This is a genomic window from Streptomyces sp. NPDC002133 (assembly GCF_040296405.1).
In the GTDB taxonomy this organism is placed as follows: Bacteria; Actinomycetota; Actinomycetes; order Streptomycetales; family Streptomycetaceae; genus Streptomyces.
Genome location: NZ_JBEOXF010000012.1, coordinates 87,826 through 101,587 on the forward strand (window position 1 = coordinate 87,826; position 13,762 = coordinate 101,587).

11 protein-coding genes, 1 tRNA gene and 2 pseudogenes are annotated in these 13,762 nt (G+C 70.7%); 10 read left to right on the forward strand and 4 right to left on the reverse strand.

Features of this window, described 5'->3' with window-relative positions:
• Positions 1–73: 73 nt before the first annotated feature.
• From ABT078_RS15660 to ABT078_RS15670, 3 genes and pseudogenes are all read left to right on the forward strand, one after another.
• Positions 74–205: pseudogene (locus ABT078_RS15660) on the forward strand (ABC transporter ATP-binding protein); the annotation flags it as partial.
• A pseudogene (locus tag ABT078_RS15665) lies at positions 205–351 on the forward strand (glycine betaine ABC transporter substrate-binding protein); the annotation flags it as partial. The pseudogenes ABT078_RS15660 and ABT078_RS15665, both read left to right, overlap by 1 nt.
• A 41-nt stretch (positions 352–392) precedes the next feature.
• Complete coding sequence (locus tag ABT078_RS15670) at positions 393–818, forward strand: hypothetical protein (RefSeq protein WP_351227861.1); 426 nt, start codon at positions 393–395, stop codon at positions 816–818.
• A gap of 572 nt (positions 819–1,390) precedes the next feature.
• Here ABT078_RS15670 and ABT078_RS15675 read toward each other — a convergent pair.
• On the reverse strand, positions 1,391–2,779 hold the full coding sequence (locus ABT078_RS15675; RefSeq protein WP_351227863.1) for a cystathionine beta-synthase: 1,389 nt from the start codon (positions 2,777–2,779) through the stop codon (positions 1,391–1,393).
• Positions 2,780–2,934: 155 nt separating this feature from the next.
• Between ABT078_RS15675 and ABT078_RS15680 the strand changes: the two genes are divergently transcribed.
• From ABT078_RS15680 to ABT078_RS15690, 3 genes are all read left to right on the forward strand, one after another.
• Positions 2,935–3,945, forward strand: coding sequence for an SGNH/GDSL hydrolase family protein (locus tag ABT078_RS15680; protein ID WP_351227975.1), 1,011 nt, complete (start codon positions 2,935–2,937; stop codon positions 3,943–3,945).
• 357 nt (positions 3,946–4,302) lie between these two features.
• Positions 4,303–5,523, forward strand: a complete 1,221-nt coding sequence (locus ABT078_RS15685; protein WP_351227865.1) for an acetyl-CoA C-acetyltransferase — start codon at positions 4,303–4,305, stop codon at positions 5,521–5,523.
• A gap of 293 nt (positions 5,524–5,816) precedes the next feature.
• Positions 5,817–6,692 carry a hypothetical protein gene (locus ABT078_RS15690; RefSeq protein ID WP_351227867.1) on the forward strand — a complete coding sequence of 292 codons (876 nt, stop codon included), beginning with the start codon at positions 5,817–5,819 and terminating at the stop codon, positions 6,690–6,692.
• Between the two features lie 160 nt (positions 6,693–6,852).
• Here ABT078_RS15690 and ABT078_RS15695 read toward each other — a convergent pair whose 3' ends face one another.
• Positions 6,853–7,182, reverse strand: coding sequence for a hypothetical protein (locus ABT078_RS15695; protein ID WP_351227869.1), 330 nt, complete (start codon positions 7,180–7,182; stop codon positions 6,853–6,855).
• 99 nt (positions 7,183–7,281) lie between these two features.
• Here ABT078_RS15695 and ABT078_RS15700 point away from each other — a divergent pair, with 99 nt between their 5' ends.
• The gene (locus ABT078_RS15700) at positions 7,282–7,512 is read left to right on the forward strand and encodes a DUF4287 domain-containing protein (RefSeq protein ID WP_351227871.1); all 231 of its coding nucleotides are present in this window, start codon (positions 7,282–7,284) and stop codon (positions 7,510–7,512) included.
• Between the two features lie 87 nt (positions 7,513–7,599).
• Here ABT078_RS15700 and ABT078_RS15705 read toward each other — a convergent pair whose 3' ends face one another.
• A complete protein-coding gene (locus tag ABT078_RS15705; RefSeq protein ID WP_351227873.1) occupies positions 7,600–8,487 on the reverse strand; it encodes a Bax inhibitor-1/YccA family protein in 888 nt (295 codons plus the stop codon).
• A 666-nt stretch (positions 8,488–9,153) separates the two neighbouring features.
• On the opposite strand from ABT078_RS15705, the gene ABT078_RS15710 reads away from it, so the two are divergent.
• A complete protein-coding gene (locus ABT078_RS15710) occupies positions 9,154–9,810 on the forward strand; it encodes a hypothetical protein (RefSeq protein ID WP_351227875.1) in 657 nt (218 codons plus the stop codon).
• A gap of 117 nt (positions 9,811–9,927) precedes the next feature.
• Here ABT078_RS15710 and ABT078_RS15715 read toward each other — a convergent pair.
• Positions 9,928–10,009: transfer RNA gene (locus ABT078_RS15715), tRNA-Leu, on the reverse strand.
• Between the two features lie 399 nt (positions 10,010–10,408).
• Between ABT078_RS15715 and ABT078_RS15720 the strand changes: the two genes are divergently transcribed.
• On the forward strand, positions 10,409–11,179 hold the full coding sequence (locus ABT078_RS15720) for an ABC transporter ATP-binding protein (protein ID WP_351227877.1): 771 nt from the start codon (positions 10,409–10,411) through the stop codon (positions 11,177–11,179).
• A gap of 45 nt (positions 11,180–11,224) precedes the next feature.
• Positions 11,225–13,759 carry an ABC transporter permease gene (locus ABT078_RS15725; protein ID WP_351227879.1) on the forward strand — a complete coding sequence of 845 codons (2,535 nt, stop codon included), beginning with the start codon at positions 11,225–11,227 and terminating at the stop codon, positions 13,757–13,759.
• The last annotated feature ends 3 nt before the right edge of the window (positions 13,760–13,762 follow it).

A 13,762-nucleotide genomic window follows, 5' to 3' on the forward strand; every position in this document is an offset into this window, starting at 1 on the left:
GACCATCCGTAACCAGCGTTTCACCCCGGGGCATTGACAACTTATTCAGCTACACAGAACTCTGCATGACTATATGCAGGCCGGGCAAGGGACTCTGGTGATCAGATTCGACGCAGTGGACAAGCGCTTCCCCAACGGCACGACGGCGGTGCACAACCTCACCATGGAACTGCCGGAGGGCGGGATCACCGTCCTCGTCGGCTCCGGGCCCTCGCGCGTCTCGGCAACGCCCTCACCACCGAGGCCCTGACCGAGCTCAACCGTCAGGTCGACAAGGACAAGAAGGACCCGGAGGACGTCGCGAACGCCTGGGCCGCGGCGAACGGGCTCACCGCACAACAGGGGGGTTAGCCCCACTGACACCCCTGCCCGCGCTCCCTACCGTGGAGCGCATGGAAGCCCGCGACCATGAGCTCACGAAGGAGCTCGACGCCACCCTGCACGCCCGCCGCGAGCTGGGCACGGAGTACGAGTCCGCGCTGATCGAGTCCTTCCTGGAGAAGATCGAGCAGCGCATGGACGACACGATCGACCGCCGTGTGCGGCGCCATCTGGCCGAGCAGCAGATGGCCGCCGCCCGGGGTGGGCGCCCCGGGCGTTCCGGGGACGGCTTCGGGAGCTTCGCCGACCGGTTCGGCTTCGCGATGTTCTCGACCGTGCTCGCGATCCCGCTCTCGGCGATCGGCGCGGCGCACGCCGGCCTGGAGGGCCTGATCGTCGCCTGGGCCGGCATCGTCGGGGTGAACGCGATGCATGCGTTCCGGGACCGGATACGGCTCGACGGCCGCAGGAAGCCCGATACGGAGTGGGACGGCTGAGAGGCCCGAGGGCATCGGGGGGGCCGAAGCGCGCCGGTGCCGAAAAGCTCAGGCTGTCGCATCGGCAGGACGACGGCCCGCCGCAACGCGCGTCGGAGCGGGTGCGCCCGGGCGTACGGCTGCTGCCCGCCACCATCGGGGCAGCGGCCGCCTGCGTCGGCCCCGCGTGCCGCGGCCTCTGCCCGGATCGGGACGCGTTCGCCGCCGAGACCGCCGCTTTCCTGCGCCTGTCCGCGGGCCGCCACCCCGAGGACCGGATCGCGTGCCCCACGGTGGGCCCCGACGGCGGAGCGGCCGGCGCCGCCCGGCTCGGGCGCGGCTTCTCAAAACTGGTACGAGCGCGACACGTTGGCGCAGCACACGCTTAACACGCGTCCGGCACATTGAGGGGTGTCGGCGTCAAGGACCTCCGGAGCGGCTCCCGGACCTCCATGGACGCCCGGACGCGGGGTCGGCCCTGACCCGGCCCGCGTCCCACGCGGGGACCGCCGTCGTCCCGCCCCCCGGTTCGCCGGGGGTGCGGCGGTCCCCGCGCACGACATCCCGCGTGCTGCGGATCTCCCGCCCCGCGGCTACTTGGTCCCGGTCCTGGCCAGGAACGACAGCAGGTCCTGACGGCTCACGACACCCGTGGGCTTGCCCTCCACCAGCACGATCGCCGCGTCCGCCTGGCCGAGCACCGACATCAGGTCGCCGACCGGCTCACCGGAGCCGACCTGCGGCAGCGGCGGGCTCATGTGCTTCTCCAGCGGGTCGTTCAGCGACGCGCGCTGCGTGAACAGCGCGTCCAGCAGCTCCCGCTCCACGACCGAGCCGATGACCTCGGCGGCCATGACGTCCGGGTGTCCGGCGCCCGGCTTGACGATGGGCATCTGCGAGACGCCGTACTCGCGCAGGACGTCGATGGCCTGGCCGACCGTCTCCTCCGGGTGCATGTGCACGAGAGACGGCAGCGCGCCCTCCTTGTGCTGCAGCACCTCGCCGACCCGCGGCTCGTCGCCGGCCTGCTCCAGGAAGCCGTAGTCGTTCATCCACTCGTCGTTGAAGATCTTCGACAGATAGCCGCGACCGCTGTCCGGGAGCAGCACGACCACGACGTCGTCCGGCCCGAGCCCCTCGGCCACGCGCAGCGCGGCGACGACCGCCATGCCGCAGGAGCCGCCGACCAGCAGGCCCTCCTCCTTGGCGAGGCGGCGCGTCATCTGGAACGAGTCCTTGTCGGACACGGCGACGATCTCGTCGGTGACGTTCGGGTCGTAGGCGGTCGGCCAGAAGTCCTCACCGACGCCCTCGACGAGGTAGGGCCGGCCGGAGCCGCCGGAGTACACGGAGCCCTCGGGGTCGGCGCCGACGATGCGCACCTTGCCGCCGCTGACCTCCTTCAAGTAGCGACCGGTGCCGGAAATCGTGCCGCCGGTGCCTACACCTGCGACGAAATGGGTGATTTTCCCCTCAGTCTGTTCCCACAGTTCGGGACCGGTGGTCTCGTAATGCGAACGCGGGTTGTTGGGGTTGGAGTACTGGTCGGGCTTCCAGGCACCCGGCGTCTCACGCACGAGCCGGTCGGAGACGTTGTAGTACGAGTCAGGGTGCTCCGGGTCGACCGCCGTCGGGCAGACGACGACCTCCGCCCCGTAGGCACGCAGCACATTGATCTTGTCCGTGGACACCTTGTCCGGGCAGACGAAGATGCACTTGTAGCCCTTCTGCTGGGCCACGATGGCCAGGCCAACGCCCGTGTTGCCGCTCGTCGGCTCGACGATCGTGCCGCCCGGCTCGAGCTCGCCGCTCTGTTCGGCGGCCTCGATCATGCGCAGGGCGATGCGGTCCTTCACCGAGCCGCCGGGGTTGAAGTACTCGACCTTGGCGAGCACCGTCGCCTGAATGCCCGCGGTCACGCTGTTGAGCTTCACCAGCGGGGTATTGCCAACCAGACTGATCATCGAGTCGTGGAATTGCACCGTAAGTCTCCGGGATCTCCGTAGTGATTCCGTCAGCGTATGCCGTACCGGGGCGAGATTGGGCGACGGTCGTTACGGGGCAGTTAGCTCTTGTACGACAGCACGGCGACGCGGAGGTGGCGGGGACGGTGGCGGGGACGGTGTCGAGGGCGAGGGTGGCGCGGCGCATCGCGGCCGGCGCGGCATACGGCGGCGGCGGAATCGGCCTGCTCGGCGTGGCGGCCGTGGGTGTGGTGCTGGCCGAGGTGCAGCTGGCCAAGAGGTCCGTCGGCGGTGGTACGGCGCCGGTGCCACCCGCCCCGGACGGGCTGTACGGGACGGCGTCGTACGGCCCGGCGGACCCGCTGCGCCTCGTCCTCCTGGGTGACTCCACGGCGGTCGGCCAGGGGGTGCGGCGCGCCGGGCAGACGCCGGGTGCGCTGCTGGCGTCGGGGCTCGCCGCGGTGGCGGAGCAGCCGGTGGAGCTGCGGATCGTGGCGGAGCCGGGGGCCCAGTCGGACGACCTCGAGCGACAGGTCGGCCTGGCCCTGCTGGATCCCGGGCGGGCCCCCGACGTCTGCGTGATCATGGTCGGCGCGAACGACGTCACGCACCGGATGCCGCCGACGCAGTCGGTGCGCCATCTGTCCGCGGCGGTGCGCAGGCTGCGCACGGCGGGCGCCGAGGTGGTGGTGGGCACCTGCCCTGATCTCGGCACCATCGAGCCGGTGTACCAACCGCTGCGCTGGCTGGCCCGCCGGGTCTCACGGCAGCTCGCGGCCGCGCAGACGATCGGCGCGGTGGAGCAGGGCGGCCGTACGGTCTCGCTCGGCGATCTGCTGGGCCCGGAGTTCGCGGCGAACCCGCGCGAGATGTTCGGCGTGGACAACTACCACCCCTCCGCGGAGGGGTACGCGACGGCGGCGATGGCGGTGCTGCCGACGCTGTGCGCGGTGCTCGGCCTGTGGCCGGAGACGGACCGGCTGGACGCCGACCGCGACGAGGGGATGCTGCCGGTGGCGAAGGCGGCGGCGGAGGCGGCCTCGGAGGGCGGTACCGAGGTCACGGGCGCCCGCGCGCCCTGGGCCCTGCTCAAGCACCGCAGGCGCCGCCGGCTCCCGGCCTCGGTGGCCCCGGAGCCCGAGCCCTCGGCGGCGGAGCGGGCCGAGGTCCACGGCTCGGACTGACGGTCGGGGGCGACTCGGAGCCGCGCGTCGCCGAGGCGAAGCGGGATGGCCGCGGCGCGGGCGAGCCCCGCCGCGGGGCCGGGGCGAAGCCCGGAAACGAGTCCGGGCGGAGCCCCGGTTCCGGACGGGGCGGGGTGGGGAACGAGTACCGCACAGGCCGCACCTCCCATGCCCGGCCCACCCGCGCGGCCGGCCGCACCGGCGCCCACCGGGCCACCCGCGCCGCCACGCGCCACCCGTAAGCGAGCGCTTAGAAAAGAGGCCCTCATCACACGGTCCGTACAGTGACCCGAGCGATACGTAGGGGTAACTTCCCAGACAGTCCTCCCTGACCGCCGCACTCCCTCTGGAGCCGTGATGCCCGAAGCCGTGATCGTCTCTGCCGCCCGCTCCCCCATCGGCCGAGCCTTCAAGGGCTCGCTGAAGGACCTGCGGCCGGACGACCTGACCGCGACCATCATCCAGACCGCGCTCGCCAAGGTCCCCGAGCTCGACCCGAAGGACATCGACGACCTGATGCTCGGCTGCGGTCTGCCGGGCGGTGAGCAGGGGCACAACCTGGGCCGTATCGTCGCCGTGCAGATGGGGATGGACCACCTCCCCGGCTGCACGATCACGCGCTACTGCTCCTCCTCCCTGCAGACCTCCCGCATGGCGCTGCACGCCATCAAGGCGGGCGAGGGCGACGTCTTCGTCTCGGCCGGTGTCGAGATGGTGTCCCGCTCCGTGAAGGGCACCTCCGACGGTCTGCCCGACACCCACAACCCCCTCTTCGCCGAGGCCGAGGCCCGCACCGCCGCCGTCGCCGCGAGCGAGGGCGCGAGCTGGCACGACCCGCGCGAGGACGGCCTGGTCCCGGACGCCTACATCGCGATGGGCCAGACCGCCGAGAACCTGGCCCGCCTCAAGGGCGTCACCCGCCAGGACATGGACGAGTTCGGCGTACGGTCCCAGAACCTCGCCGAGGAGGCCATCAAGAACGGCTTCTGGGAGCGCGAGATCACTCCCGTGACGCTCCCGGACGGCACGGTCGTCAGCAAGGACGACGGCCCGCGCGCCGGCGTCACCCTTGACGGCGTCCAGGGCCTGAAGCCGGTCTTCCGCCCCGACGGCCTGGTCACCGCCGGCAACTGCTGCCCGCTCAACGACGGCGCCGCCGCCCTTGTGATCATGTCCGACACCAAGGCGCGGGAGCTGGGCCTGACCCCTCTGGCCCGGATCGTCTCCACCGGTGTCTCCGGCCTCTCCCCCGAGATCATGGGATACGGCCCGGTCGAGGCCAGCAAGCAGGCGCTGAAGCGTGCCGGGCTGACCATCGACGACATCGACCTGGCCGAGATCAACGAGGCGTTCGCGGCCCAGGTCATCCCGTCCTACCGCGACCTGGGCATCCCGCTGGACAAGCTGAACGTCAACGGCGGCGCGATCGCCGTGGGCCACCCCTTCGGCATGACCGGCGCCCGCATCACCGGCACGCTGATCAACAGCCTGCAGTTCCACGACAAGCAGTTCGGTCTGGAGACCATGTGCGTCGGCGGCGGCCAGGGCATGGCCATGGTGATCGAGCGCCTCAGCTGACACCGCGGCGGCGGCCTCCCTGCCGCCGCCTCAGGGCCGCCGACCTGCTCGATCGGGCGGTCCGGCATCCCTCCGCAAGGGCTTTCTCAATCCCCTCGCGTCCCAGCCGTGACCGAATCTCCCCCAGGATGTGACCTATCTCCTGGGGGAGATGGTTTACCCAGGTCAGACGGCTCTGGCGCTAAACATCCACCCCAAAGTCCTGTCCATTTCGTGACGTAATGCACTGACACCTGGCATCGGCTCACGACAAGCTGATGTAGTAAGTCGGGGAATCCTTTGAAACCGGGAGTATGTCAGTGAGCGCCATGTCCCTCGCCCTGCTGCTGACGACGGCCGCTGCCACGGCCGTCGGCGCCGCTGCCCTGCACGCCGCTCACGGGCTGCGCAAGCAGGTCACGGCCCTGCGTACCGAGCTGGCCGACGCCACGAGCGCCGCCACCGGCTCCTTCGCCGCAGCCGTCCCGCAGGCCCGCACCGCCCCCTGCGACGAGATACGCGCCGCCGTCGCCGAGGCCCTCGCCGAGGAGCGTGAGCGCGAGCTGGCCGAGGCGCGCGCCTTCTGGGCCGCGCAGGAGGCCCGCGACGCCGCGGACGCCCCGACGCTGCTCGGTGGCTCGGGCGGCCTCGGCGACGACCTGCCTCCGCTGTTCATACCGCGCCAGGCCGACTTCGTCGGGCTCGAGGCGATGGACCTGGAGGCCGTCGAGGCCCTCGACGAGCTCGACAGGCTCGCCGGTCTGGCCGAGGTCGCGGAGACCGCGGAGCCGCCGGCCGAGTTCGCCGACGACTCCCCCGAGCTCGCCGCCGCCCGCCGCCGGCACCCCTCGCACCCGGACTTCGTCCCGGTCCAGACACCCGTGGTCACCGACCACGAGCGGACCGTGGCCCGCCTGGAGGAGCTCGCCGAGACCGGCACCGCCCTCTCCGACGTACGGCCTGGCCCGCTGGGCACCCTCGACGTGTACGTCTTCGCCGACGGCACGACGCTCTGCATGACCCCCGGCCACCGGGAGACCGCCGAGCGGCTCGCCGAGGCGCTGCGGAACGGCGAGGCGCCGGTCCTGCTGGGCGGCTCGGGCGTGTCCGGTGCGTACGCCCTGACCTTCTCCTGCGGCTCCGGCGAGAACGTCTACATCCTCGCGGACCGCGTCATCGCCTCGCTCTAGGCGCCGTCCCTCTCGGCGCCGTCCCTCTCGGCGCCGTCCCGCCGGGCGTCTCACGCCGGCCTCGCTGCCGACTGCCGGAGCGCCGCCACAGCGACGCTCCCCTGAGGCGCCGTCCGCGCTCCAACGCGCCCCCCGCGGGGACCGTGGGACTCGGGACGCGCTACAGCAACGGCCTCAGCCGCGCCCCCGTGTCCTCCACGAACCCCACGGCCTCGCCCAGCACCTTCGGCGAGGCCGCAGCCATGCGCAGGGCTTCGGCCAAATCAGTCCCCGCCACGACCAGTTGGTCCGCGACCGCGAAGAGGCCCGCGTCGGGCATGGTCCGCGGCTCGTCCTGCGGGGTCTCGATCCGCTGGGCCCGCAGCGCCAATTCCCTGGCCAGCGCCAGCCCTTCGGCGGCCGCGCCACGCTGCAGCCGGCTCTGCGGGGCGGCCCGCAGCCGGTCGGCGATCCGCTCCACCGCGGCGGTCAGAGGTGTCGTATCCAGCACGCCGCGACCCTACGCGCCGGTGCGGGACTGTTGCCAATACGCGAACGCTCAGGCACGGTGGCGTGAAGGACCACACGCGCAAAGCGTCCGGAGGCGCCGATGTCCCAAGTCTTCTCCGAAGAGACCCACCGCAATCTGCTCTCCCGCATCCCTCATTGCACCGGTCGTGAAGTAGCCGACTGGTTGCGCACCGTAGAGGAAGGCCCCGCTCTCTTCCGCTTCGAGGAGAAGGTCAGCTGGCTCCGGGGCGAGCACAACCTCGCGTACGGACATGCGAAAGCGATCATCCATGAGTACGACCTGAGGCGGGCGGCGCGAAAGCTGCTCTAGGACGGACGTGCGTTTCCGACAACGGGAAGGGCCCGCCCGGCAGTGCCGGAACGGGCCCTTCGTCGTCAGTCCTCACCGGCACCGACGTCAGTCGTCGCCCTGCAGGATCGACAGCACACGCAGCATCTCCAGGTAGATCCACACCAGGGTCATGGTGAGGCCGAAGGCCGCCAGCCACGACTCCTCACGCGGAGCGCCGTAGGCGATGCCGTCCTCGACCTGCTTGAAGTCCAGGGCGAGGAAGCAGGCACCGAGGATGATGCCGATGACGCCGAACAGGATGCCGAGGCCACCGCTGCGGAAGCCGAGGCCGTCACCGCCGCCGAAGACGGCGAACAGCAGGTTGACCGCCATCAGCAGCACGAAGCCCATCGCGGCCGCCATCACGAAGCCGTAGAAACGGCGGGTGACGCGGATCCAGCGCATCTTGTACGCGATCAGCACACCGGCGAAGACCGCCATGGTGCCGAGCACGGCCTGCGCCACGACACCGTCCGAGATGTACGTCGAGACGGCGCTGGAGATGACACCGAGGAAGACACCCTCGAACGCGGCGTACGCCAGGATCAGCGCGGGCGAGGCCTTGCGCTTGAAGGACTGGACCATCGCCAGCACGAACGCCACCAGCGCGGCGCCGATGGCGATGCCGTAGGACTTGCCGATGTTGGCGGGGTCCACAGGCAGGAGCACCCACGACAGGACGGCCGTGAGCACGACCGTACCGAGCGTCATGGCGGTACGCGCCACGACGTCGTCGATCGTCATCACGCCGGTGCGGGCGGGAGCCTGCGGCGGCGCGCCCACCTGGGCGTCCGACGGGGCGTAAGGGTTCGTGGCGTACGGGTTGCCGGCGCCCTGGGCGTACGGGTTGGCTCCGGCGTCGGGGCTCCCGGCCTGCGGCGCGGTGTTGAAGCCCGCGTGGCCGTTGTCGCGGCTGAACCCCCGTCGCGAGAAGACCGGGTTACTGCTCCTCATCTCACTCCTTCATGGCCACCCTGCGCGGCCTTGACACAAGAGTAATGCGGGGGCAAAGAGATCGGCCTAGTGCTGAGGGAGGATCTTTCCTGGATCGTGACGGTCCGGTCACCCTGATGGCGGCCCTGCGACGCCCGGCGGCCCGGGGCGATTCCCTGACCACGGTCAGAGAATCAAAAGAGGAGCCCATCGCCCGGACGAGGCGGTCAACCGGACGGTCACGGAGTCCGTGGCCGCGCTCCACCTGCTTCCTCGGCCGCGACCGGCCGATCTGCGAGACGCGCGGCGACGAACCGGCTGCCTCGCTCCTGGAACCGCTCGCGGCGAGCCTGTCGACTGCGCCCGCACCGCCCGACGGGCTGCGCGGAGGTCGATGCCTTCACCGGCGAGCCGCACGCCCACCACCGGACCGAGAAGCGGCTCACTCCCGTACAACCGAGCACCGCGCACCGCGCACCGCGCGGTCAGCTGCCGGCGTCGCGCCACCTCGTCCCGCACCGCTTCCCGTTGGTGCTCCTCCGGGCGGTCCGTATGGTGGGACGGAGGACACCCTTCACCACGACCGGTCCACCGGACGCCGTCCGACGTCACCGTCCGCAGCCCCTCCGACGGGTTGCGCCAGGCGGCCTCCGCCACAGCACGAGGGCCCCGCGAGAAGGAGGACCGATGCCTCATACCGAGCACGCGGCCCGGCACCTCGACGGCCTGCGGGACGCCCGCTACGGCGAGATCCTGCTCATCACCCCGGACGAGGACGGGCATCTCAAGGGGGCCGTCTACAACACACTCGGCCTCAACGACTGCCCACCGGAGCAGTGGAACGCGCTCGATCCCCCTGCCCTCGCGGAGCAGTTCCAGGTCCCCCTGGTCTTCCTGAACGGGCCCCGCTTCTGGGTGGTGGACGAGATCACGGCGTTCAAGGTGGGGGAGGTCACCGAGTTCGACGGCCTGGCGGCCCGGCTGGTGGCCGAGGTCCGCATCCCCCCGGAGCAGCTCGACCCGACCGGGACCACGCCCAAGCGGCACTACGTCGACACCACGGTCGAGCGGGACACGGAATACGTCCTGTCCGCCGACAGGCCCGCCTTCGCCCTGGTCGCTCCGGGCGACCGCACGTACGTCATGCAGACGTACGCCCATCTGGTGGACGACAGCCTGACACTGGACTCCCTGTCCACGCTCGGCGAGCAACTGAGCCTCCCGCGGGGCTGGGAGTACCGGCCCTTCACCCCTGAGGACGATCTGGTGGTCCGCACGGTCGGCGGCGAGGCCCACGTGGTGCAGGACGACCTGCAGAACACGTACATGCTCCTCGCGCGCTGAGTGCGGAAGCGGCCGTCTGCCGAACACACCCGCTCCAGGCCGGAGTTGTCTTCCGCCGCGACCGGCCGACGGGTGCCGGCAACCGGCGGCCGACGCCCTGCGGCGGGCGGAAAGGCGTGCCCGGAGCCGGACTCGAACCGGCACGGCCCGAAGGCCAGCGAGGTTTAAGCTCGCCGTGTCTGCATTCCACCATCCGGGCTTGGCGCGCGGCTCTGCGTTGGCACATGAGCCTATCCGGGCAGATCCCTCGAACAGCGGAACATCGACCCGATGTTGTCTTATTTTATTGACTCCTGAGGGTGTGTCAGTCCAGGTAACCGTCGGTTTCCACATGCCCTGGACCGGCCCTCGCGGGCCCGGCCCCGTACCCGGGAATGACGGAAAGTCGCCGCCCCGCCGCCGCCCCGTCCCCGCGCCGGGGACACCGGCGGCACCCCGAGGGCATCCGGGGGACGCCGTCATACCAAAGGAGGACGGACGGGCCGCGCCGTAAGACCCGAGAGGGCCCGGGAACGGGCTCCGGGACGGACGATCCGGCGCCCGACGGGCAGCACGATGGGGTGGTCCCTGAAGAACGCTGTGACAGGAGAGTCGTCTCGTGACCACCACCCCCATCGCCCACCGCGCCACCTCGGTGGCCGCCCGCGCCATGGATCTGTCCAAGGTCTACGGACAGGGCGAGACCCAGGTGGTCGCCCTCGACCGGGTCACCGTGGACTTCCGGCAGGGCGAGTTCACCGCGATCATGGGGCCCTCGGGCTCCGGCAAGTCCACGCTGATGCACTGCGTGGCCGGTCTCGACAGCTTCAGCAGCGGCTCCGTGCGGATCGGGGAGACCGAGCTGGGTTCGCTCAAGGACAAGCAGCTGACGCAGCTGCGCCGCGACAAGATCGGATTCATCTTCCAGGCGTTCAACCTGCTGCCGACACTGACGGCACTCGAGAACATCACGCTGCCCATGGACATCGCGGGCCGCAAGCCCGACAAGCAGTGGCTGCAGCAGGTCATCGACATGGTCGGAATGTCCGGGCGGCTCAGCCACCGGCCGGCCCAGCTGTCCGGCGGTCAGCAGCAGCGCGTCGCCGTCGCCCGTGCCCTCGCCTCGCAGCCCGAGATCATCTTCGGTGACGAGCCGACCGGAAACCTGGACTCCCGCTCCGGTGCCGAGGTCCTGGGCTTCCTGCGCAACTCGGTACGGGAGCTGGGCCAGACCGTCGTCATGGTGACCCACGACCCCGTGGCGGCCTCCTACGCGGACCGCGTCATCTTCCTCGCGGACGGCCGGATCGTCGACGAGATGCTCGCCCCCACGGCGGACGGCGTACTGGACCGCATGAAGGCGTTCGACGCCAAGGGCCGCACCAGCTGAGCCCCGGTTCCCCACACGACTTCCACCTCAGGAATCACTGACACCATGTTCCGTACCGCCCTGCGCAACGTGCTCGCGCACAAGGCCAGGCTGCTGATGACCGTACTCGCCGTGATGCTCGGCGTGGCGTTCGTCTCCGGCACCCTGGTCTTCACCGACACCCTCTCCCACGCGTTCCGCAACCAGTCCGCGAAGAGCTACGACAACGTCGCCGTCGCCGTCACCTCGTACGCCGACGAGAACGACCCCAAGGCCGAACCCGGTCTCTCCCAGCAGACCCTCGACAGGCTGAGCAGGCTCGACGGCGTCGGCGCCGCGTACGGCCGCGTCGACGGCTTCGCCGGGGTCGCCGACCCCGACGGCAAGCTCATCGGCGTCGGCTGGTCCAACAAGGGCTCCAACTTCGCGCCCGGCAAGGACGGCAAGGACCCCGCCTACACGTTCACCGACGGCTCGGGCCCGCTGAAGGCCGATCAGATCGCCCTCGACGATGCCTCCGCGGCCAAGGGCGAGTACCGGGTCGGCGACCGCGTGCGGGTCGCGACCAACGGGCCGGTGCAAGAGTTCACCCTCAGCGGCATCTTCACCACCAAGGACGGCGCCGTGAACGCCGGCGGCAGCCTGGTGCTCTTCGACACCGCCGTCGCCCAGAAGCAGTACCTCAAGCCCGGCTACTACCGGGACATCAGCCTCACCGCCGCCCCCGGCGCCGACGACGCGAAGATCCTCGACGCGGTCGAGCCGCTGCTGCCGGACATCGCCGAGGCCAAGACCGGCCAGGCGATCGCGGACGAGCAGGCACGGGAGATCGAGGAGGGCCTCGGCGCCCTGAAGCAGATGCTCCTCGGCTTCGCCGCCATCGCTCTCTTCGTCGGCGTCTTCCTGATCTCCAACACCTTCACCATGCTGGTCGCCCAGCGCACCAGGGAGCTCGCCCTGATGCGCGCCGTCGGTGCGTCCCGCAAGCAGATCACCCGCTCCGTGCTGATCGAGGCCGCGGTGGTCGGCGCGGTCGCCTCGGTGATCGGCTTCGTCCTCGGCATCGGTCTGGCGATCGGGCTGCGCTCGGGCATGGCCGCCTTCGACATGAAGGTGCCGGGCGGGCCGCTGGTCCTGTCGGCGACCCCGGTGCTCGCCGCGCTCGGCGTGGGCGTGCTGATCACGATGTTCGCCGCCTGGCTGCCGGGCCGCAGGGCCGCGAAGATCCCGCCGGTGGCGGCGATGAACAGCGTCCACGCGGTGGCCACCACCAAGTCGCTGGTGCTGCGCAACTCCATCGGTGCGGTCATCACCGGGCTCGGCGCGGCCGGAATCGTGGCGGGAGCGTCCGTCGCAGGCGACGACGGCCGGATCCTCATCGGGGCGGGCGCGTTCTTCTCGCTGATCGGCGTCATCATCCTGATCCCGCTGCTGTCCCGGCCCGTCATCGCGCTGGTGCGTCCGCTGCTCGTCGGCCCCTTCGGGATCTCAGGCAAGCTGGCCGGCCAGAACGCGGTCCGCAATCCGCGCCGCACCGGCGCCACCGCATCCGCCCTGGCGATCGGGCTGACCCTGGTCACCGGTCTGTCGGTGCTCGGCGTCACGGTCGGCAGGGCCGTCGACAAGATGACCACGGACAACATCAAGGCCGACTACATGGTCTCGATGGCGAACGGCGGGGCCCTCGACCAGTCCGCACTGACGGCACTGGCGAAGGCCGAGGGCGTCACGGCGGTCTCGCCGCAGCAGGCCGCCTACTTCGAGCTCGGGGAGGACGACTTCGTGTCGGCGTCGGCGGTCACGCCGGGCGCCATCGAGCAGGTCCTGAACGTCGAGACCGTCAGCGGCAGCCTCGGCTCGCTGGCCGAGGGGCGGATCGCGGTCGCCGAGAAGACGGCGAAGGGCAAGGGCTGGAAGGTCGGCGACAGCGTCCCCGTCACCTTCAACGACGACAAAAAGGGCACCCTGACGGTCGGCGCGGTCTTCAAGGACAGTGAGTTCCTCTCGCCCGTCCTCGTCGACACGAAGGTGGTGAACCCCCACCAGGTGAAGCCGTACATCCCGCAGATCTACGTCAAGACGGACGGCGGTCAGACCCCGGCGAACGAGAAGGCGCTGATCGACGCCCTCGGCGACAACCCGGCCATCACGGTGATGGACCGGCAGGACATCCGCGACCAGTTCGGCGGCTTCATCAACATCGCGCTGAACATCATGTACGGCCTGCTCGCGATGGCCCTGATCATCGCGGTCCTCGGTGTGGTCAACACCCTCGCGATGTCGGTCTTCGAACGTCAGCACGAGATCGGCATGCTGCGCGCGATCGGTCTCGACCGGCGCCGGGTGAAGCGGATGGTCCGCCTGGAGGCCGTGGTCATCTCGGTCTTCGGAGCGGTGGTCGGCGTCGGCCTCGGCTCGTTCCTCGGCTGGGCGATCGGCGAGACCTTCAGGTCGAGCATCCCGGGCTATGCGCTGGTCCTGCCCTGGGACCGGATCGCCCTCTTCCTGGTGGTGGCCGCGCTGGTGGGCGTACTCGCCGCGATGTGGCCGGCGCGCAGCGCCGCGAGGCTGAACATGCTGAACGCGATCAAGACCGAGTAGCCG

What these genes read in the sequence shown, in the direction of transcription:
- ABT078_RS15670 (WP_351227861.1), top strand. Translation starts at nt 393, where the DNA reads ATGGAAGCCCGCGACCATGAGCTCACGAAGGAGCTCGACGCCACCCTG.
- ABT078_RS15685 (WP_351227865.1), top strand. Translation starts at nt 4,303, where the DNA reads ATGCCCGAAGCCGTGATCGTCTCTGCCGCCCGCTCCCCCATCGGCCGA.
- ABT078_RS15690 (WP_351227867.1), top strand. Translation starts at nt 5,817, where the DNA reads ATGTCAGTGAGCGCCATGTCCCTCGCCCTGCTGCTGACGACGGCCGCT.
- ABT078_RS15700 (WP_351227871.1), top strand. Translation starts at nt 7,282, where the DNA reads ATGTCCCAAGTCTTCTCCGAAGAGACCCACCGCAATCTGCTCTCCCGC.
- ABT078_RS15705 (WP_351227873.1), bottom strand. Translation starts at nt 8,487, where the DNA reads ATGAGGAGCAGTAACCCGGTCTTCTCGCGACGGGGGTTCAGCCGCGAC.
- ABT078_RS15710 (WP_351227875.1), top strand. Translation starts at nt 9,154, where the DNA reads ATGCCTCATACCGAGCACGCGGCCCGGCACCTCGACGGCCTGCGGGAC.
- ABT078_RS15725 (WP_351227879.1), top strand. Translation starts at nt 11,225, where the DNA reads ATGTTCCGTACCGCCCTGCGCAACGTGCTCGCGCACAAGGCCAGGCTG.